Below are 18,980 nucleotides of genomic sequence, written 5' to 3'. Positions count from 1 at the left end.
GGGGTCAGCAGCCCTTGAAGTGCTTGTCGTCGGCCCAGCCGGTGTTGGCCCAGGCTTTCGGGTCGGCGGGGGTGAAGCCGGGGAACCGCTCGGCCAGCTCGTCGAGCAGCCAGACGGTGAAGCGGGCGGCGCCCTGCGGGCAGGAGTGGATGCCGTCGGAGCTGCGGTCGGGCTTGCCGTCCTTGTTCCGCTGGTAGGCGCTGCCCCACACCGCACTGGCGTCGAGCACGGTGGCCTGCCCCGAGGAGGCCTTCGCCACGGCGCGGGCGGCGGCGGGAGCTCGCTCCAGTTCGGCCATGTGCGGCCGGTAGAAGTCGTCGGGCTTGATCGGCGGCATGGTGACGAAGACCAGCTTCGCGCCGGCGCCGGTGACCGTGCTCAGCAGCTTGCGGTAGGCGGCCTGCTGCTCCTTGGCGCTGCCCCAGTCGAAGGTGGTGATCTGGTAGATGACCACGGAGGGCTCGGCGGCGGCGATCTCCTTGGGCAGCTTCTGCCATTTCTTGTCGGAGAACGGTCCGACGACGTTCCCGCCGCCCTCGGAGGCCAGGGACTGGAAACGGACGTCGGCGGCGGCGAAGGCCTCGGTCAGCGGCACCGCCTCGCCCACGGCGATCGAGTCGCCGATGAACAGCACCTTGGACAGCCCCTGGCCGCCCGAGGCGGCCGTCGCGGCGGACTCGGCGCCGGCGGTCGCGGCGGGCTGAGCGGCGCACGCGCCGGTCAGCAGAAGCAGCCCGAGCAGGCCGGGTACGAGACTCGACGCCTTGATCCTTGCGGTCTTGGTCCCTGAGGTCTTGGTCATGGCCTCAACCGTGCCGCCGGCATGTCCCAGGATCTCCGCCGCCGTGTCCCAGGTGTGTCGCAACGACCATCACCCCCGTCAGGCCGCCCCAGGTTCTCCATACTGGACATGTGGTGGCAATTCTGCTCATCGAAGACGATCCGCTGGTACGACGTGGGCTCCAGCTCGCGTTACGCAGGCACGGTCATGACGTGCGCACGGCCGAGACCGGCGAGGACGGCCTGCGGGAGCTGCAGGCGTCCCTGCCGGACCTGGTGGTGCTCGACCTGATGCTGCCCGGCATCGACGGATACGAGGTGTGCCGCCGGGTCCGGTCGATCGGCGAGATACCGGTGATCATGCTGACCGCGCGCGGTGACGAATTCGACGTCGTGGGCGGCCTGGAAGCGGGCGCCGACGACTACGTCATCAAACCGGCACAGCCCGCGGTGCTCGACGCGCGGATCCGCGCGGTCCTGCGCCGCAGTCCCGGCCCGCCCGACGGGGTACGCCTCCATCGCGACCTGCGCATCGACACCGTGGCGCTGACGGTGTCACGCCAGGGCGAGCCGGTGACGCTGACCCCCACCGAGCTGCGGCTGCTGCTGACCCTGTCCCGCACCCCCGAGCGGGTGTTCAGCCGGCAGCAGCTGCTGGAGGAGGTGTGGGAGCACGACTACCTCGGGGACTCCCGGCTGGTCGACAACTGTGTGCAACGGCTGCGGGCGAAGATCGAGACCAATCCGGCGGCTCCGGAGTATGTGCAGACGGTGCGCGGGTTCGGTTATCGGTTCGGGCCGTTGTGACCTGGCGGCTGTGGCCGCGCGGGCTTCGCCCCCGGCTGCTGGTCGCGTTCGTACTGGTGACCCTGCTCGGCGCGGCAGCGGCGGCCTGGTCGAGCGCCGGGTCGGCGAGCACCGCGCTGGTCACCGTGACCCAGGAAGGGCTCACCGACACCCTCTCCGACCAGATCAGCGCGATCACTCCCCAGCTCACCTACCCGCCGGACCAGGCGGCACTCGATCGGCTGCGCGCCGCCGTCGGGCCGGACACGGCGGTGACCTATCGCGATCTCCGGTCCGCGAAGGGGGCCGCCACCGGCTTGGTCACCGACGCGCTGCGCGCCGCCGTACGGACCGGGAACCGGCTCGTCGTGCAGCGGATCACCGCCGATGACCGGCCGTGGCTGCTGATCGGCACGCCCGTCACGATCACCGCGCTGAACGGCGAGCGCACCCCGTCCGGCATCGAGGTGTACGCGGTGCGCGACCTCACCGGCGTGCAGCGGCAGATCGACGACCTCACCCGATCCGCGGTCGGCACGGCCGCGCTGGCGCTGCCGCTGGCGGTGCTGCTGGCCGTGCTGGCCGCGGGCAGTGTGCTGCGCCCGGTCCGCAGGCTCCGCGACACCGCGCGCCGGCTGGCCGCCGGCGACCTGGACGCGAGGTCGCCGCCCCGGGGTGCGGACGAGCTGGCCGACCTGACCGTCACGATCAACCAGATGGCCGAATCGGTGCAGTCGTCGATGGCGACGCAGGAGCGCCTGCGGGCCGATGCCAGAAGGTTCGCCGCCGATGCCTCGCACGAACTGCGCACCCCGTTGAGCACGCTGACCGCGGTGGTGGAGGTGCTGGGCACCATGACCGACGGCATGGAGGCGGACGCGCGGGAGTCCGCGGACCTGGCGATCACCGAGATCCACCGGATGGTCCGGCTCGTGGAGGACCTGCTGGAGGTGTCCCGCTTCGACGCCGGCACCGTCCGCCTGGTCGCGGAGGAAGTCGACCTGGCCGCCGCCGTGTGGAACTGCCTGCGGGCGCGGGGCTGGACGGAGCAGGTCGACCTGGTGGTCCAGCAGGAGATCTGGCTGCGGCTGGACCGGCGCAGACTCGACGTCATCGTGGCCAACCTGGTCGGCAACGCCCTGCGACACGGCGACCCCCCGGTGCGCGTGCACGTCTCGGCCGACCGGGACCAGGTGTGGATCGTGGTGACCGACCACGGGCCCGGCCTGGCCGAGACCGCGCTGCCCCAGGTGTTCGACCGCTTCTACAAGCACGACGCGGCCCGGACCCGGACCCCTGGCAGCGGACTCGGGCTGGCGATCGCGCTGGAGAACGCCCGCCTGCACGGCGGCGACCTCACCGCCGGCAACGCTCCCGGCGCCGGAGCACGCTTCGTCCTGCGACTGCCACGAACCCTGGAGGACGGATGAGCCGAATCTGGTTGACGGCGCTGGCCGTGATGGTGGCGGGCTGCGGCATCCAGCCCTCGGAGGTCATCGACGCGGGTCAGGCCCCCACGGGTGTGGCGTCCGGGGCGACGCTGTACTTCGTCGACGCGGACGACCGGCTGCGGCCGCAGCTCCGGCGGACCGATCACCTGGGCACGATCGCCGAGGCGCTGGCCTGGCTGCTGACCGGCCCCGGGGAGGATCTGCGCACCCAGATCACCACGACGGAAGGCGTGACCAGGGTCTTCGTGGAGACCACGCCCGACCTGATAGACCTGCGGCTGCCGTTGGCGACCTACGAGGTGACCCCGCTGGGCATCGACCAGATCGTGTGCACGGCGTTGGGCGTGTGGGTGCAGAGCGGCGGTTCGCGGACCACCAAGGTGCGGCTGGGCTTCACCTTGGCCACGCCGGAGTCGGCCAAGCTGCGGACCTGCCCGCTGATCGAATGATCAGCCCAGCCGGGTGACGTCGATGGTCACCGATGCCGGCCCGGGCACGGCGAGCCACAGCACGGCCAGCCCGGCCATGACCGCGACGAACGCCACCAGCCCGCCCCGCCCCCTGGCCCACCGGGCACGGAAGCGGATCGGGTCCTCGACCAGCCACTTCGACAGCGTGGCCAGGCCGATCGACGCCGCGTACACCGCCAGCGAGCGCGCCCACCCGTCGAGGCCCGTCCGCTCGGGGGAGAGCAGGACGAGGATCGGCCAGTGCCACAGGTACACGCTGTAGGAGATCAGGCCGAGCCGGCGCAGCGGCTGCCAGGCGAGGGCTCTGGCGACCGCCGTGTGCGGCGCCTGCACGCACAGGCCGACCAGCAGCGCGCCGGCCAGCGAGTGCAGGAAGAGCCCACCGGTGAACAACCACGCCGAGTCCACCCCGTCCACGAGCGCCCACGCCACCCCCATCCCGACCACGACCAACCCCGCCGCCCCACCCGCCCACCCGCCGACCGTACGGGCCAGTCCGTCGTGGACCGGCCGGGTGCCGACCGTACGGGCCAGTGCGTCGCGGATCGGCCGGGTGGCGATCGCGGCGCCCAGCAGCAGTGAGAACGCCCGCGTGTCGGTGCCGGTGTAGACGCGGGTCGGGTCCGCCGGGTCGGCCAGCGTGACCATGAGGATCAGCGAGACGGCCGAGACCAGGATCGCGACCAGCGCCACCCGGCCCGCCACCCGCCGCCCCCACCGGGCGACGACCAGCACCAGCACCGGCCACACCAGGTAGAACTGCTCCTCGACGGCGATGCTCCACAGGTGCCCGAACACCCGGTCCGCACCGAACCGGTCCCAGTAGCCGGCCGACTCGGCGAGCAGGTGCCAGTTGATCAGGTTGACCTGCACCCACGGGCCGTCCGACAGCGTCGTACGCACCAGGTCCGGCGGCCCCACCAGCCGGACCAGCAGCGTGACGACCACCAGCATGATCACCAACGCCGGGAGCAGCCGGCGGATCCGCCGGCCCCAGAAGGCGACCAGCGACACGGCGCCGGTCACGGCGATCTCCCGCAGCAGCAGATCGGTGATCAGGTAGCCGGACAGGGCGAAGAACAGGTCCACCCCGAGGAACCCGCCGGACAGGTGGCCGGTGTGGAACAGCAGGACGCCGAGGATCGCCACCCCGCGCAGCCCGTCCAACGCGGCCAGGTGCACCCTGGGCCCGGCACCGCGTGCCACGCCGCTCCGCTCGACAACGTTCATGCCACGACGATCACCGCCCCGTGTCCGAGTCGCGTCCGAGCGAGGTCGCAAATTCGTCCCGAAGTCAGTGCTGGAGCACGTCCGAGGTGTCGTCATCGTCGACCAGGAAGCCACCCGACTGGTGCCGCCAGAGCCGGGCGTAGGGACCGTCGGCCTGCATCAGGTCGCTGTGCGTGCCCTGCTCCACGATGCGTCCCCGGTTGAGCACGACCAGCCGGTCCATGCGGACGACGGTGCTCAGCCGGTGCGCGACCACCAGCGCGGTACGGTCCCGCATCAGCTGCCACAGGGCTTCCTGGACCAGGATCTCGCTCTCGGAGTCCAGCGCGCTGGTCGCCTCGTCCAGCAGCAGGATCGGCGCGTCGCGGATGATGGCCCGCGCGAGGGCGAGGCGTTGCCGCTGGCCGCCGGAGAGCTTGATGCCACGCTCGCCGACCAGGGTGTCGAATCCGTGCGGCAGCGATTCTACGAACTCCGTGACATGCGCCGCCCGCGCGGCCCGGAGGATCTCGGCCTCGGTGGCGCCCGGCCGGGCGAAGGCGATGTTGTCCCGCACCGACCGGTGGAACATGGCCGGTTCCTGGGGGACATAGGCGACGAGACTCCGCAGGTCGGCTTGGCGCATTCGGGTGATGTCCTGGCCGCCGATCAGGATCCGGCCGCCGTCGATGTCCATCAGGCGCAGCAACAGCCGGGTGAGCGTGGTCTTGCCCCCTCCGGACTGGCCGACCAGCCCGATCTTGGTGCCGCTGGGGATGTCCAGGTTTAGGTCCTCGAACAGCGCCGCGCCCTGGTCGTGCGCGAATCTCACCCGCTCGAAGCGGACGCCCGCGTCGGCCGGGCGCAGCGGCTGCGGCTCGGCCGGATCCACCACGGTGGGCGGCACCAGGAGCAGTTCGGTGAACTGGGCGGCCTCGGTGAGCACGGTCTCGATGCGCCGGTAGATCTGGTTGAACTCGAACATGATGTTGATCGCGTTGGCGTAGTAGGTGAACGTCACCACGATGGCCTCCACGCCCAGCCCGCCCCGCAGCCCCACCGCGAGAAGCAGGCCCACGGTGCTGGTGAGGACCGAGAACGGGGCCACGACGGTGTCCACCCGGAGGTTGCCGTAGTCCCAGGAACGCAGCGACAGCCTGCGCTGCTCGGCGACCCTGGTCCGATGCTCGGCGGCCTCGCGATCCTCGGCGGCGAACGCGCGGACCGTCTCCATGTTGGTCAGCACGTCGGCGACGTGGCCCGACACCAGCACCTTGGCGGCCTCACGCTTGTCGACCAGCGCTTGGCGACGGCGAACGAGCGGCGCGATGAGGAGTCCGGTGAGCATGATGAGGCCCACGAGCACGACGACCAGCAGCGGGTGGTACTGCCACAGCACCACCGAAGCGAAGATCAGCGGCACCACCTTGGCCATGATCGAGAAGGTGAGCGTGTCGACGAAATCCTCGAACCTGGAGGAGAACCCCAGCACCCGTTTGGTCAGCGAACCGGCGAAATTGTCATGGAAGAACGCGGCGTCCTTCGTCAGCAACGCGTCCATGCCCACCACGCCGAGCCGCTCGATGCCCCGCGCGTCCGTACGGTTGAGGAAGTGCAGTCCCACCCGCCACAGCACCTCGCCGAGCAGCAGCAGCGCGCCGAAGCCGAGCACGTAGGGCAGGAGCGCGGCCATGGGGGCGTCCCCGCCCTCGGCCAGTCGCCCCACCAGCCCGGCCACCATCAGCGGCGCCAGATAGAACAGGGAGATGTTCCCCATCGCCGGCAGTATCATCGCGGGCGCCGCGACCCACCGCTGGCGAAGCAACTCGCCACAGTAGTAGCGCAGCGCCAGGATAACGGCCGACTTTCGGACGGATGAACCGTCGTCGGCTTCCTTTTGTCGTGCGTGCATAGCCTGTCCGCCCTCCCGAATGCCGACATCGCCGCTGCCATGTTGCCGCAGCGGGGCAGGGAGAAGCGAACGATTTTCCGGGCGCTCGCGAGGGCACCTGCGCGGGCGTCCGCTGGGCGTGGAGCACTTAGAACGGGTATATCAGGAGATTCCCCCGCCCATTAAAAACGCCACTTCCATTCGGCGTGACAATCGCTCGATTACGCGATCTCATATTCCCGGCAAGCCATTCAGGGGAACAGGAGATTCGCATGCACATTCCGCGAAAATTTGGCAGAATCGCCGTCGCTTTCGTCACCGTGGTCGGAATCGGCGGAATAGGCGGAAGTGCGGCCGCCGCGGATCCGGGGGTGCCCGGTCTGCGCATCACCCGGTTCCTCGGCGAGCAACGACTCCCGCACAAGACGCAGGTCGACGGAACCACCCTCGGCGGCCTGTCCGGCATCGACCGGGACCCGCGCACCGGCACCTGGTACTTCATCTCCGATGACCGCTGGCGCTACCAGCCCGCCCGCTTCTACACCGGACGCCTCGACTTCAACCGATCCGGCGCGTTCACCGGCGTCCGCGTCGAGGGGGTCACCACGCTCCGGCGCGCCGACGGCACCCCCTACCCCGCGTACGGGAAGCCCGAGTCGGCCGACCCCGAGAGCATCCGGTACGACCCCTGGAGCCGCAGGCTCCTGTGGGCGCACGAGGGCGACCGCCCCGACGACAGGAATCCCGACATCCCGGTCTCCGACCTGTTCGTCCGCTGGACCACCACGAACGGCCGTCACCTCGGCGAGCTGCCGATCCCCCGCAACCTCCGGCTGACCGACACTGCCAGGGGACCGCGCCGCAACTTCGGCTTCGAGGGCGTCACCCTCACCCGGCGATCCATCACCGCCGTCGTCGAAGGCCCCCGCTTCGAGGACGGCCGGCCGCCCACGGTCGAGCGTGGCGCCCCCGCCCGCATCACCGTCTGGTCCCGCGACGGCCGCGTCCGCGGCCAGTACGCGTACCCGATCGATCCCCTGCCCGCGGCCCCCGTCCCGCCGACCGGCCACACCGACACCGGGGTCTCGGAGATCCTGGCCATCGACGACTCCCGCTACCTCGCCGTGGAACGTTCCTGGATCGAGGGCGTGAACTACCGGGTCAAGCTGTACGAGATCGACCTGCGATCGGCCACGAACGTGCTGAACAGGGACAGCCTGTCGTCCGGCCGGCCGTACCAGGCGGTCAGGAAGCGGCTCGTTCTCGACCTGAGCGAACGGCACACCCCCACGCAGAACCTGGAGAGCCTCGCCTGGGGCCCCCGGCTCCGCACCGGTGAATGCACGCTGGTGATCGGCTCCGACGACAACTTCGACGACCGCGAAGTGACCCAGTTCCTCGCCTACGCCGTACGCGGGTGCCCCGACTCGCGATGACGGCGACACCTCGTGCCACCGCGGGCCGGTGGCACGAGGTGGTCAGTAGCCCGCGGCGAGACCCACCACGGCGCTCGCGCCGGCCAGGTAGCCCGACGCGACGGCGGCGGCCATGGACGGCGGGACCGAGGTGGCCGCGTCCCCCGCCGCGTACAGCCCGGGGACGCCGGTCCGCTGCATCGCGTCCACCTTGATCGCCTCGACGCTGAGCATCTCGTCCGGTTCGATCACGGTCGCGCCGAGGTCACCTGCCAGCGAAGAGCGCTGGCGGAGAATCGTCTTCACCAGCAGGGCGCCGATGGCGAGCTCGCCGCCGCCGGCGAAGACCACGGTCCGCAGCTCGGCGCCCGGACCGTCGAGGGCGGCGATCGGCCGCTCGTCCACCCCCACCCCGCCGGCGGCCAGCCGCGCACGCTGCTCCTCGGTCAGCTCGCCGCCGTTGGTCAGCAGAGTGATCCGATCGCTCCAGGCTCGCAGGTTCAGAGCTCCGTGTACGCCGACCGCGCCGTCCGCCAGCACACCCAACGGGCGATCACTGACCTCCCAGCCGCGACAGAACGGGCAGTGGAAGACCGAGCTTCCCCATCGCTCGTCCATGCCGGGCAGGCGCGGATAGCGGTAGTCCGTGCCGGGCGCCAGCACGATGCTCCGCGCCTGCTCGCGACGGCCGTCGCTCAACGTCACGGCGAAGCCGCCGCCCTCCTCCCGCTCCCCTCGGACGACCTCGCCCGGCCGTGACTCGACGCACGGGTACGCCGCCAGCTCCACCCGCCCTTCGGCGTAGAACCGCGCGGGAGCTCGCCGGTCATGCCCGAGCAGGCCCCCGATGTCCGGCGCGGCCAGGTTGCTCTGCCGCCCGGCATCGATGATCAGCGTGGTGCGCCGTGCTCGGGCGAGGGTGAGCCCGGCGCTCATGCCCGCCGCGCCCGCGCCGACCACGATGCACTCCCACGGTCCAGTCGTACGTCTCGTCATGTCCACCTACAGAACCAGCCCCCCCGCCCACGCGGCCATACACCGTTGATGCAGGTACATACGAGTTTGTGCCGGTTAGCATCGTCGGGTGGACATGGTCAGCCAGGCGATCTCCAGCCTCCGGGTTGGCCGGCGGGCCATCCGCCGGTTCCGGCAAGGCGGTTCTTGGGGACTGCGCCTGGGCGGCCAGCCCGGCAGCGGCTTCCACCTCGTCCTCGACGGCAGTGCCTGGCTCATCAGCGCCGACGCGCCGCCCGTCGCCTTGCGTCCCGGCGATGTCGTGCTGGTCCCTTCCGGAGCGGACCATGGGCTCAGCGTCACCCGGCGCGCTCTGCTCGAGATGCCGCTGAATGCCATGGATCCGGACCTGTCGGTCCCCGGCCCCGCCGACTTCGAGTTTCTCTGCGGCTCTTACCGGTTGGACCACGGGCAGGTGCACCCGTATCTCACCGGGATGCCGGATCTGATCGTGATGTCTCCGGACTATGAACGGCATCCGGAGTTGCGGTCGTTGACCGGCCTGCTCGTCGAAGGTGCGGCGGAGGAGCAGCCGGGCACCGAGGTCACGCGGTCGGCGCTGCTCGATCTGATGCTCGTCAGCGTGTTGCGCCAATGGCTGCGGGAGAGGCGCCCGGAGGCCTGGCCGGCGATCACCGATCCGGCGATCATCACCGCGCTGGACGCGATCCATGACAGTCCGCGGACGCAGTGGACCGTGTCGCGACTCGGCGAGATGGTGGGCATGTCCCGGACGGCCTTCACCAGGCGCTTCACCTCGCAGGTCGGCAAGCCGCCCATGACGTACCTGATCGCCTGGCGGCTCAACTGCGCCGCGCGACTGCTCCGGGAGACCGACGCGTCGCTGGCCACGATCGCCCGGCAGGTCGGCTACTCGACGGAGTTCGCCTTCGCCGGGGCGTTCCGCCGCGAGTACGGCGTATCACCGGGCCGGTTCCGGCAGGCCACGGGCGAGCCTGACCAGCGGGTCCTGTCGGGTCCGTAGTGCGGGTACGGGCGCGTACGAACCGGGGCCGGCGGAGGCCGCCGGCGCCGCAGCCCGTACAGGTCTGAAAGTTTCCTGGTTCTGAAATATTTCGGACCATATAACGGCACGTGGCAGGCGGTTAAGTGGCTTCATTCGTCGAAAGATTTCTGGTCTTCGTTGACGGGTTTCGGGGCGGTCTTCACACTGACCGCAGGCGAAGCCACCCCCCTACGATCAAGGGATCAGCATGATCGATCGGAACCGCACTTCCGCACTCACCGCCGCACTCCTGGCCGCGATCCTCGCCGTCTGCCTGGCCGCCACCTCGGCCGTGGCCATGAGCCGCCCCAAGGCCGCCGACTGCGGCGCCGGCTATGTCGGGCTGACGTTCGACGACGGGCCCAACGGCGGCAACACCGCCAACCTGCTCAACGCGCTGACCTCGAACGGCCTGCGGGCCACGATGTTCAACACTGGCCAGAACGCCCAGAACAACCAGTCCCTCGTCCGGGCACAGCGCGACGCGGGCATGTGGATCGGGAACCACAGCTGGTCCCACCCGCACCTCACCCAGCTCAGCAGCGCCCAGATGTCGTCGGAGCTGCAGCGCACCCAGCAGATCATCCAGCAGGCCACAGGCACCGCGCCACGACTGTTCCGGCCGCCGTACGGCGAGACCAACGCGACCTTGAGGTCCGTGGAGCAGCAGCTCGGCCTCACGGAGATCCTCTGGGACGTCGACTCGCAGGACTGGAACGGCGCCGGCACCGCCCAGATCGTCCAGGCGGCCGGCCGCCTGCAGAACGGCCAGGTCATCCTCATGCACGACCAGTACGCCACGACGCTGAACGCCATCCCGCAGATCGCCGCGAACCTGCGCAGCCGTAACCTGTGCGCCGGGATGATCTCCCCGGCCACCGGCAGGGCCGTCGCTCCCGACGGCGGCGCCGACCCCACCGACCCGCCCGGCGGCGGCACCTGCACCGCCACCATCTCCCAGGGCCAGCAGTGGAGCGACCGCTTCAACCTGTCGGTCACCGTCTCGGGCGTGAACGCCTGGATCGTCACCGTCACCCTGACCTCGCCGCAGCAGGTCCTCGCCACCTGGAACGGCACCCCGTCCTGGCCGAGTGCCAACGTGATGACGATGCGCCCGAACGGCAACGGCAACACCTTCGGCCTCACCATCAAGCACAACGGCACCTGGACCTGGCCATCGGTCTCCTGCCGGACGAGCTGACCTCTGAACGCCCTGTCCCTGGGCAACGCCTCACCTCCGGCCCTCATCCGGCACCGTCCTCTACAGCCTGTAGAGTTTGCCCGATATTCGGGTGAAAGGGTGGAGCATGCTGCGCTGGTTTCGGGTCGTGGCGGTGGCCGAGGCGTGCTCGTGGGCAGGGCTGCTGGTCGGGATGTTCTTCAAGTACATCACCGAGACCAGCGAACTCGGGGTGAAGATCTTCGGGCCGCTCCACGGGGCCCTGTTCGTGCTGTACGGGCTGGGCGTGGTGCTCGCCGCGCGGGAGGCGGGCTGGAGCCGCGGCACGGTGGTGCTGGGCCTGGCGTGCGCGGTGCCGCCGTTCACCTCGCTCTGGTTCGAGCGGCGGATGGCGGCGCGCACGACGGCCGCGCAGCTCGCCTGAGACCGGTCCGGGCGCCCGCGACGCGAGCACCCGGACCGCCGGAGTCGGCGTACTGAAGAGGCGTGCTGAAAAGGCGTGCTGAAAAGGCGTACGTTCTGACCCGAGCAGGATCGGGCAAGAGTCCGCGAGTTTTGGGCTCACTCTCTCCTTTGTCGGACTGCTTACATGGCTTGTCAAAGCCCCCCTGCCGTCCGGCCGTACACACGCGGGTCCGTCGCGTGGTGAGAAAGGCGAGACATTGACCGATGACACCCATGGCGAGATCGTGCTCCGCGTCAACGACGTGACGCACCGGCTGCTGGTCGACAACCGCACGACGCTGCTCGACGCGTTGCGGGAGGGGATCGGCCACACCGGCTCGAAGAAGGGGTGCGACCGTGGGCAGTGCGGGGCCTGCACCGTGCTGTGCGACGGCAGGCGGGTGGTGTCCTGCCTGACCCTGGCGGTCGCCGCCGAGGGCGCGGAGATCACCACCATCGAGGGCCTCGCCGGTGACGGTGAGCTGCGGCCGATCCAGCGGGAGTTCGTCCGGCTCGATGGCTTCCAGTGCGGTTACTGCACGTCCGGGCAGCTCTGCTCGGCCGTCGGGATGCTGGCCGAGCACGCGGCGGGCTGGCCGAGCGCCGTCACCGCCGACGTCTCCCCCGACGCCCCGGCGCCGGAGCTGGACGCGGCGGAGGTGCGCGAGCGGATGAGCGGCAACCTGTGCCGCTGCGGCGCGTACCCGTCGATCGTGCGCGCGGTCCTGTCGGCCGCGCGCGAGGAGGTGGCGGGGTGAAGGAGTTCGCCTATCGGCGCGCGACAGAGGTACGGGACGCGCTCACCCTGGTGGCCGCGGGCGACGGCGCCCGTTATCTCGGCGGCGGCACGAACCTCGTCGACCTGATGAAGACCGGGGTGGAGGCGCCCGCACGGCTGGTGGACGTACGGTTCCTGCCGCTCGACGGGGTGCGTGAGGCGGCGGACGGCGGGCTGGTCATCGGCGCGACGACGACCAACAGCGACGCGGCGGCCCATCCGGAGGTGCGCCGGCGCTATCCGGCGTTGAGTGAGGCGATCCTGGCGGGCGCGTCGGGCCAGCTGCGCAACATGGCCACGGTGGGCGGCAACCTGCTGCAACGGACCCGGTGCGGCTACTTCGCCGACCCGTCGCAGGCGTGCAACAAGCGGGTTCCCGGCAGCGGGTGCGCCGCGATCGCCGGGGAGCACCACAACCACGCCGTCCTCGGCTGGTCGCGGCACTGCGCGGCCACCCACGCCTCGGACATGGCGGTGGCGATGGCCGCGTTCGACGCGGTCGTGCACTACGAGACGCTCGACGGCCCCGGCGAGCTGCCGCTGGCGGAGTTCTACCCGCCGGTCGGCGACACGCCGGACCGGGAGACGGCGCTGCCGCCCGGAGCGCTGATCACCGCGATCGCCCTCCCCGGGTCCGCGGTCTCCCCGCGGTCGCGGTACCGGAAGGTTCGCGAGCGGGCGTCGTACGCCTTCGCCACCGTGTCCATCGCGGCCGACCTGGACGTACGCACCGGATCGGCGCGGATCGCGCTCGGCGGGGTCGCGTCGCGGCCGTGGCGCGCCCGGCGCGCCGAGGCCGTCCTACGGGAAGGTCCGCTCACCGCCGACCGGTTCCGGGCCGCCGCCGACGCGGAGCTGTCGGCGGCCGAGCCGCTGCCCGGCAACGGCTACAAGGTGACGCTGGCGCGCAACCTGATCGTGGCCGTCCTGACCGAACTCGCCGATCGGGCCCCAGCATGATCGAGCCAGGCGTGATCAGTCCCAAGCATGATCCGGCCCAGGCGTGATCCGGCGGAGCGCAGGAGAGGAGATCCAACCCATGAACGCGGTCAACAGCATCGGGGTCGCGCGACCCCGGATCGAGGGGCAGGCCAAGGTCACCGGCCGCGCCCGGTACGCCGCCGACAAGCCGATGCGGGACCTGGCCTTCGGCTCGGTCGTGGTGTCCACGGTGGCACGAGGACGCATCCGCGACATCGATGTCGCGGCCGTCAAGGGCATGCCCGGTGTGCTCGGCGTGATCGACTACCGCAACGCGCCCCGGCTCAACCCGGAGGCAGGGCACTTCTTCGGCCCCGACGGCGGCCTGCAGCTGCTGCAGGACGACGTGATCCCGTTCGCCGGCCGGGCCGTCGCGCTCGTCGTGGCGGAGACTCTGGAGCAGGCCAAGGCGGCGGCCGACACGCTGCCGGTGACCTACGACCAGGAGCCGCACGACACCGGCTTCACCGCCGATCATCCGAACGCCCGGCCGGCGGCGCCGCTCTTCGACGGGCCGGAGGACATCGGCGACCTGGAGGCGGAGCTGGCCGCGTCCGCGGTGGTGGTCGACGAGCGCTACCACACGCCCGAGGAGCACTGCAGCGCCATGGAGCCGCACTCGGCGACCGCGTGGTGGGAGGGTGAGCGGTTGCAGGCCATCGACTCCAACCAGGGACCGTTCTTCATCGCCACCGTCCTGGCCACGCTGTTCTCGCTGGGTTTCGAGCAGGTACGGGTCCGCACCGAGCACGTCGGCGGCGGTTTCGGCTCCAAGGGCATGTGCGGGCCGCAGCTGGTGCTGGCCACGATGGGCGCGACGCTGTTCCGGCGGCCCGTGCGCGTCACGCTGACCCGCGACCAGGTGTTCCTGATGACCGCGATGCGGCCGGCGACCGAGCAGCCGATCCGGCTCGGCGCCGACGCGGACGGCCGCCTGCGGGCGATCCAGCACGAGCCCGCGTTCGAGCTCTCCCCGCTCGCGGAGTACATCGAGGGCTGCACCGAGCCCACCAAGACGCTCTACGCGGCCCCCGCGATCCGCACCCGGAACACCGCGGTCCCCCTCGACATCCTGCCGCCGTACTCGATGCGCGGCCCCGGCGCCGCGCCCGGGTCGTTCGCCCTCGAGTCCGCCATGGACGAGCTGGCGGAGCGGCTGGGCCTTGACCCGCTCGAACTCCGGCTGCGCAACGAGCCCGCCGTCGGCCCGGTGTCCGGCCTGCCGTTCAGCAGCCGCAACCTGGTCGCATGCCTGCGTACGGGCGCGGAGAGGTTCGGCTGGGCAACGCGTGATCACCGGCCGCGGACCCGGCGGGAAGGACACCTCCTCGTCGGCACCGGGATGGCCGCCACGTCCTTCAGCGTCGGGGCGTTCCCCTCAGTGGCGTCGATCACCGCCGAGGTGGACGGGACCTTCACCGTGATCATCGCCGCCACCGACCTCGGCACGGGTGCGCGCACCGCGCTGACCGCGATCGCGGCCGACGCGCTCGCGATCGACACCGAGCGGGTACGGCTGCGCATCTCCGACAGCGAGCTCGGCCCCGCCTGGAGCGCGGGCGGCTCCAGGGGTACGACCTCCTGGGCCTGGGCGATCACCGAGGCCGCCGCGCAGCTGCGGGACCAGCCGCGCGATCCGTCGCGACGCGTGACCGTCACCGTCGACACCACCCAGTTGCTCAACGATCTGCCGTCCATGGAACGGCACGCCTACAGCGCGGTGTTCACCGAGGTGACCGTCGATCCGGCGACCGGCGAGGTGCGGGTGCGGCGGCTGCTCGGGATGTTCGCGGTGGGCCAGGTGGTCAACCCGCTGACGGCGCGCAGCCAGGTCATCGGCGGGATGATCGGCGGGCTGTCCATGGCGCTGCACGAGGAGGGTGTGCGCGACCAGGTCTCGGGCCGGCACGTGAACGCGGACTTCGCCGGCTACCACATCGCCGCGCACGCCGATGTGCCCGACATCGAGGCGGACTTCGTACCGGATTATGAGCCCGGGATTCCGTTCGGGATCAAGGGCGCCGGCGAGATCGGGAACGTCGGGACCGCGGCCGCGATCGCGAACGCGGTCTGGCACGCCACCGGGAAGCGGCAGCGAAGGCTGCCGATCCGGCTCGATCGCGTAGTGGAGTGATCAGCTTGCCCGGCGCGGTTCGGCGATGGTTTCGTATGGTGTGCGCACTATCCCGGATTTGGTGAACGAGTGCCGTGGCATCGTCGCGGCCCATGCCCGGCCGGACTACACGACGCCGATCGCCGGGCTGACGGTGTCCAGCATCGACACGGTGACCCCGGAGCATTCGCTGACCGAGCCGCTGCTGGTCGTCATGTTCCAGGGCGGGAAGCGCATCCTGCTCGACGACCAGGTCTTCGAGTACCGGGCCGGGGACTGCCTGGTCGTCACCGCGAACCTGCCCGTCACCGGGCACTTCCTGGACATCGGCCCGAGCGCCCCGTCGCTGGCCATGGCGCTGGTGCTGCGCCCGGCCGCCATCGCCCCGCTGCTGCTGGAGGTCCCGGACCGACACTGGTCCGGCACGCCGGACGGGCCGCCCGCGATCGCGAGCGGCCGGGTCGACGCCGACCTGCTGGACGCCGCGGGCCGGATGCTGCGGCTGCTGGACCACCCCGGGGACGCGGCGGTGCTCGCCCCGCTGATCGAGCGCGAGATCCTCTGGCGGCTGCTCACCGGCCCGCACGGCGCCATGATCCGCCAGATCGGCCTGGCCGACAGCAACCTGTCCCAGGTCAGCCGGGCGATCCAGTGGATCCGGGACAATTACGCCGAGCCCATCCGGATCGCCGAGCTCGCCCGGCTGGCCGGGATGAGCGCGTCCGCGTTCCACCGGCACTTCCGCGCCATCACGACGCTGAGCCCGCTGCAGTACCAGAAACGCATCCGCCTCCAGGAAGCCCGCTCGTTGCTGGTGGCCCGTGCGGGCGACGTCGTCGGCGTCGCCCATCTGGTCGGCTACGACAGCCCGTCGCAGTTCAACCGCGAATACCGCCGCCTGTTCGGGGCTCCGCCCGGCCAGGACGCGGCCCGGCTGCGCGCGGAATAGCCGCTCACGACAGATCGGACAGGTCAAGGACAAAGCGGTAGCGGACGTCGTTGCGCTGGAGGCGGTCGAAGGCTTCGTTCACGCGCGCCGAGGGGAGCAGCTCGATGTCGGCGGTGACGCCGTGCTCGGCGCAGAAGTCCAGCATGGCGGCGGTCGCGGCGCGGCCGCCGCTGCCCGCGGAGCTGAGCCTCTTACGCCCGGCGAGCAGATCCATCGTCTCGATGGTGACCTCGCCGAGGTATCCGACCTGGCTGAGCGTCCCGTCCATGGCGACGAGCCGCAGGTACGGGCCGAGGTCGTGCGGGGCGGAGATGGTGTCGATGACGACGTCGAACCGGTCCCGGGCGGCGGCCAGCCGATCCGGGTCCGTGGAGTCGATGAGGTCATGGGCGCCGAGCCGGCGGGCGTCGTCGGCCTTGTCCGCTGATCGGCTGATGACCGTGGTGTCGGCGCCGAGCGCCACGGCGAACCTGACGGCGAGATGGCCCAGGCCGCCCAGTCCCGCCACGGCGACCCGGCTGCCCGGGCCCACGCCGAGGGCGCGCAGCGGCTCCCAGACGGTGATCCCGGCGCAGAGCAGGGGGGCCGCGGCGGCGGGGTCGAGCCCGGCGGGCAGCGGGTAGGCGAAGCCGTCGCGGACGATGTACTCGCGGGAGTAGCCGCCCAGGGTGGCCGAGCCGTCGTGGCGGTCGGTGCCGCCGTAGGTCAGGGTCGGGAACGTGTGGCAGAAGTTCTCCTGGTCGGCCCGGCACATGGCGCACTCGCCGCAGGAGTCGACGATGTTGCCGACCCCGACCGGGTCGCCGACGGCGAACCGGGTGACCTCGGGCCCGACCTCGGTCACCACCCCGGTGAACTCGTGGCCCGGCACCAGGGTCGTCCCGCCGCTGTGGGCGTGGACGGCATGCAGATCGGTGTGGCAGACGCCGCAGTAGTCCACCCGTACGGCGAGGTCGTCGGGGCGCAGGTCACGCCGTTCGACAGGCACCCGCCGCAGCACCGCCGCCGGGCCGTCCGCGCCCCATCCCACTGTGGTCCTCATGCTGGCTCCTTGTTATAGACAGAACGGTTAGTCTGTTTCACCGTAGCACTCAAACAGACCAACTGTTCTGTTTGGGTACGCTGGCCGACATGGACGCTCAGCCCTCGACCTTCCGCGGCGCCGCGACCCGCGGTCGCATCCTCGACGCGGCCACCCAGGAGTTCGCCGAGCACGGGATCGCCGGGGCCCGCATCGACCGGATCGTCGCCGCCGCCCGCACCAACAAGGCGCAGCTCTACGCCTACTTCGGCAACAAGGAAGGGCTGTTCGACGCCATCTTCCTCGCCTCACTGGAGCGGATCGTCAACGTCGTCCCGATCGACGCCACCGACCTGTCGGACTGGGCCGTACGCCTCTACGACGAATACCTCCGCCGCCCCGACCTCATCAGGCTGGCCACCTGGACCCGCCTGGAGCGGCGCCCGACCGGCCACCTCGTCGCCAGGGCCGACCACCTCAACGACCACAAACTCCACGCCATCGCCGACGCCCAGGCCGCCGGCCTGGTGATCCCGGGCGACCCCTTCGACGTGATGGCCCTGGTCATCGCCATGTCCATGACCTGGTCCCCCGTCAGCAACGTCTACACCGCAACCGCCGACGAACCCCAGGACCTGCACGACCGACGCCGCACCTTCCTCCGCGAAAGCGTCAGACGCGCCGTAATGACCCCCTGAACCGCTCTTACCATCCCTACTTCCATCTGCACAGAAAGTGACCTTTACATTACACTCGGTGCGATGTCCAAGTGGAGGTGGCACGGATGTCCGGTGAAGGTTACCGAGTGCTTCTACAGGCTCGCTCGTGGAGTCAGCGTCTGCGAGGAAAGGGCTTCGCCTGGGATCAGATCGCCGACGTGCTCGCCCTCACGCACGAGGTGAGCCCGTTGCGGCTGTACCGGCTGGCGCACGGCCGCACGGGGGCCGACGTGGTGGCTCTGGTCAATGACGCCGATCCGGCGGGCACCGCCGCACTGCGCGATTCGCACCGCCGACCGACCCGGCGAAGTAGGAACCAGACCAGAAATGTCCGCCCCAGAGGCATCTGCGTACGTGTGCGCTGTATTCCTTGCGAAGCATCCGAGCCGAGACCCCTTTCAGCGAGTTGACGAGTTTGGACAGGGCGACCTTGGGCGGGTAGTGGACCAGCAGGTGGACGTGGTCGTGCTCGCCGTTGAACTCGCGTAGTTCGACCTCGAAGTCGGCGCATACCTCGCGCATGAGTTCCTCGCAGCGGATCAGCATCTCGTCGGTGAACACCCCACCCCGGTACTTTGTCACGAAAACCAAGTGTGCGTGGAGGTTGTGGATGACATGTCGCCCCGTTCTCACCTCGGGGTTCAGATCCCATCGCGGTGACATAAACCAAATGATATGATCAGTGTGTGGGAGAGGCGAAGCGGACTCGCGCGCACGTGGCGCGACTCGACCTCAGTCCGGCCCAGGCGGCCGTTCTGGACGGTCAAGCCCAC

Annotated in this window: 18 protein-coding genes; 12 read left to right on the top strand and 6 right to left on the bottom strand. The window is 70.6% G+C overall.

All coding sequences use genetic code 11. The features are described from left to right. Positions 1 to 4 precede the first annotated feature (4 nt). Complete coding sequence (locus tag IEY87_RS31710) at positions 5 to 802, bottom strand: SGNH/GDSL hydrolase family protein (RefSeq protein WP_189142520.1); 798 nt, start codon at positions 800 to 802, stop codon at positions 5 to 7. Between the two features lie 110 nt (positions 803 to 912). On the opposite strand from IEY87_RS31710, the gene IEY87_RS31705 reads away from it, so the two are divergent. The 3 genes from IEY87_RS31705 to IEY87_RS31695 are packed head-to-tail and all read left to right on the top strand — an operon-like array spanning position 913 to position 3,466. Continuing rightward, positions 913 to 1,587, top strand: a complete 675-nt coding sequence (locus IEY87_RS31705; protein ID WP_189142519.1) for a response regulator — start codon at positions 913 to 915, stop codon at positions 1,585 to 1,587. After that, complete coding sequence (locus IEY87_RS31700; protein ID WP_189142518.1) at positions 1,584 to 2,996, top strand: ATP-binding protein; 1,413 nt, start codon at positions 1,584 to 1,586, stop codon at positions 2,994 to 2,996. The genes IEY87_RS31705 and IEY87_RS31700 overlap by 4 nt, the downstream gene beginning before the upstream one ends. After that, a complete protein-coding gene (locus tag IEY87_RS31695; protein ID WP_189142517.1) occupies positions 2,993 to 3,466 on the top strand; it encodes a hypothetical protein in 474 nt (157 codons plus the stop codon). Before IEY87_RS31700 ends, IEY87_RS31695 begins: the two co-directional genes overlap by 4 nt. On the opposite strand, the gene IEY87_RS31690 is transcribed toward IEY87_RS31695, so the two are convergent. Both IEY87_RS31690 and IEY87_RS31685 read right to left on the bottom strand, forming a co-directional pair. Next, complete coding sequence (locus tag IEY87_RS31690; RefSeq protein WP_189142516.1) at positions 3,467 to 4,717, bottom strand: acyltransferase family protein; 1,251 nt, start codon at positions 4,715 to 4,717, stop codon at positions 3,467 to 3,469. A 64-nt stretch (positions 4,718 to 4,781) separates the two neighbouring features. Beyond that, positions 4,782 to 6,473 (bottom strand): ABC transporter ATP-binding protein, encoded by a 1,692-nt coding sequence (locus IEY87_RS31685; RefSeq protein ID WP_229699413.1) that lies wholly within the window; start codon positions 6,471 to 6,473, stop codon positions 4,782 to 4,784. A gap of 386 nt (positions 6,474 to 6,859) precedes the next feature. Here IEY87_RS31685 and IEY87_RS31680 point away from each other — a divergent pair, with 386 nt between their 5' ends. Further along, on the top strand, positions 6,860 to 8,023 hold the full coding sequence (locus IEY87_RS31680) for an esterase-like activity of phytase family protein (RefSeq protein WP_189142514.1): 1,164 nt from the start codon (positions 6,860 to 6,862) through the stop codon (positions 8,021 to 8,023). 42 nt (positions 8,024 to 8,065) lie between these two features. Here the strand turns inward: IEY87_RS31680 and IEY87_RS31675 are convergent, their stop codons facing one another. Further along, the gene (locus tag IEY87_RS31675; RefSeq protein ID WP_189142513.1) at positions 8,066 to 8,998 is read right to left on the bottom strand and encodes an NAD(P)/FAD-dependent oxidoreductase; all 933 of its coding nucleotides are present in this window, start codon (positions 8,996 to 8,998) and stop codon (positions 8,066 to 8,068) included. A gap of 94 nt (positions 8,999 to 9,092) precedes the next feature. On the opposite strand from IEY87_RS31675, the gene IEY87_RS31670 reads away from it, so the two are divergent. The 7 genes from IEY87_RS31670 (at position 9,093) to IEY87_RS31640 (ending at position 16,467) form a co-directional block, all read left to right on the top strand. Beyond that, positions 9,093 to 10,001, top strand: a complete 909-nt coding sequence (locus tag IEY87_RS31670; RefSeq protein ID WP_225277881.1) for an AraC family transcriptional regulator — start codon at positions 9,093 to 9,095, stop codon at positions 9,999 to 10,001. 229 nt (positions 10,002 to 10,230) lie between these two features. Beyond that, positions 10,231 to 11,223, top strand: coding sequence for a polysaccharide deacetylase family protein (locus IEY87_RS31665; RefSeq protein ID WP_189142511.1), 993 nt, complete (start codon positions 10,231 to 10,233; stop codon positions 11,221 to 11,223). Between the two features lie 106 nt (positions 11,224 to 11,329). After that, on the top strand, positions 11,330 to 11,626 hold the full coding sequence (locus IEY87_RS31660; protein WP_189142510.1) for a DUF3817 domain-containing protein: 297 nt from the start codon (positions 11,330 to 11,332) through the stop codon (positions 11,624 to 11,626). A 238-nt stretch (positions 11,627 to 11,864) separates the two neighbouring features. Continuing rightward, positions 11,865 to 12,404, top strand: a complete 540-nt coding sequence (locus IEY87_RS31655; protein ID WP_189142509.1) for a (2Fe-2S)-binding protein — start codon at positions 11,865 to 11,867, stop codon at positions 12,402 to 12,404. Beyond that, positions 12,401 to 13,384: an FAD binding domain-containing protein gene (locus IEY87_RS31650; protein ID WP_189142508.1), complete on the top strand. Its 984-nt coding sequence runs from the start codon at positions 12,401 to 12,403 to the stop codon at positions 13,382 to 13,384. The genes IEY87_RS31655 and IEY87_RS31650 overlap by 4 nt, the downstream gene beginning before the upstream one ends. Positions 13,385 to 13,463: 79 nt before the next feature. After that, positions 13,464 to 15,539, top strand: a complete 2,076-nt coding sequence (locus IEY87_RS31645) for a xanthine dehydrogenase family protein molybdopterin-binding subunit (protein WP_189142507.1) — start codon at positions 13,464 to 13,466, stop codon at positions 15,537 to 15,539. Positions 15,540 to 15,600: 61 nt separating this feature from the next. After that, positions 15,601 to 16,467, top strand: a complete 867-nt coding sequence (locus IEY87_RS31640; protein ID WP_225277877.1) for an AraC family transcriptional regulator — start codon at positions 15,601 to 15,603, stop codon at positions 16,465 to 16,467. A 4-nt stretch (positions 16,468 to 16,471) separates the two neighbouring features. Here IEY87_RS31640 and IEY87_RS31635 read toward each other — a convergent pair whose 3' ends face one another. Beyond that, the gene (locus IEY87_RS31635; RefSeq protein ID WP_189142505.1) at positions 16,472 to 17,509 is read right to left on the bottom strand and encodes an NAD(P)-dependent alcohol dehydrogenase; all 1,038 of its coding nucleotides are present in this window, start codon (positions 17,507 to 17,509) and stop codon (positions 16,472 to 16,474) included. Positions 17,510 to 17,598: 89 nt separating this feature from the next. Between IEY87_RS31635 and IEY87_RS31630 the strand changes: the two genes are divergently transcribed. Beyond that, positions 17,599 to 18,186 (top strand): TetR/AcrR family transcriptional regulator, encoded by a 588-nt coding sequence (locus IEY87_RS31630; RefSeq protein WP_189142504.1) that lies wholly within the window; start codon positions 17,599 to 17,601, stop codon positions 18,184 to 18,186. 264 nt (positions 18,187 to 18,450) lie between these two features. On the opposite strand, the gene tnpA is transcribed toward IEY87_RS31630, so the two are convergent. Continuing rightward, a complete protein-coding gene (gene tnpA, locus IEY87_RS31625) occupies positions 18,451 to 18,870 on the bottom strand; it encodes an IS200/IS605 family transposase (RefSeq protein ID WP_189142503.1) in 420 nt (139 codons plus the stop codon). Between the last annotated feature and the right edge of the window lie 110 nt (positions 18,871 to 18,980).

The sequence above is a fragment of the Nonomuraea glycinis genome (assembly GCF_014646515.1).
GTDB classification, from domain to species: Bacteria; Actinomycetota; Actinomycetes; order Streptosporangiales; family Streptosporangiaceae; genus Nonomuraea; species Nonomuraea glycinis.
This window is presented reverse-complemented; position numbering and strand designations above follow the sequence as displayed.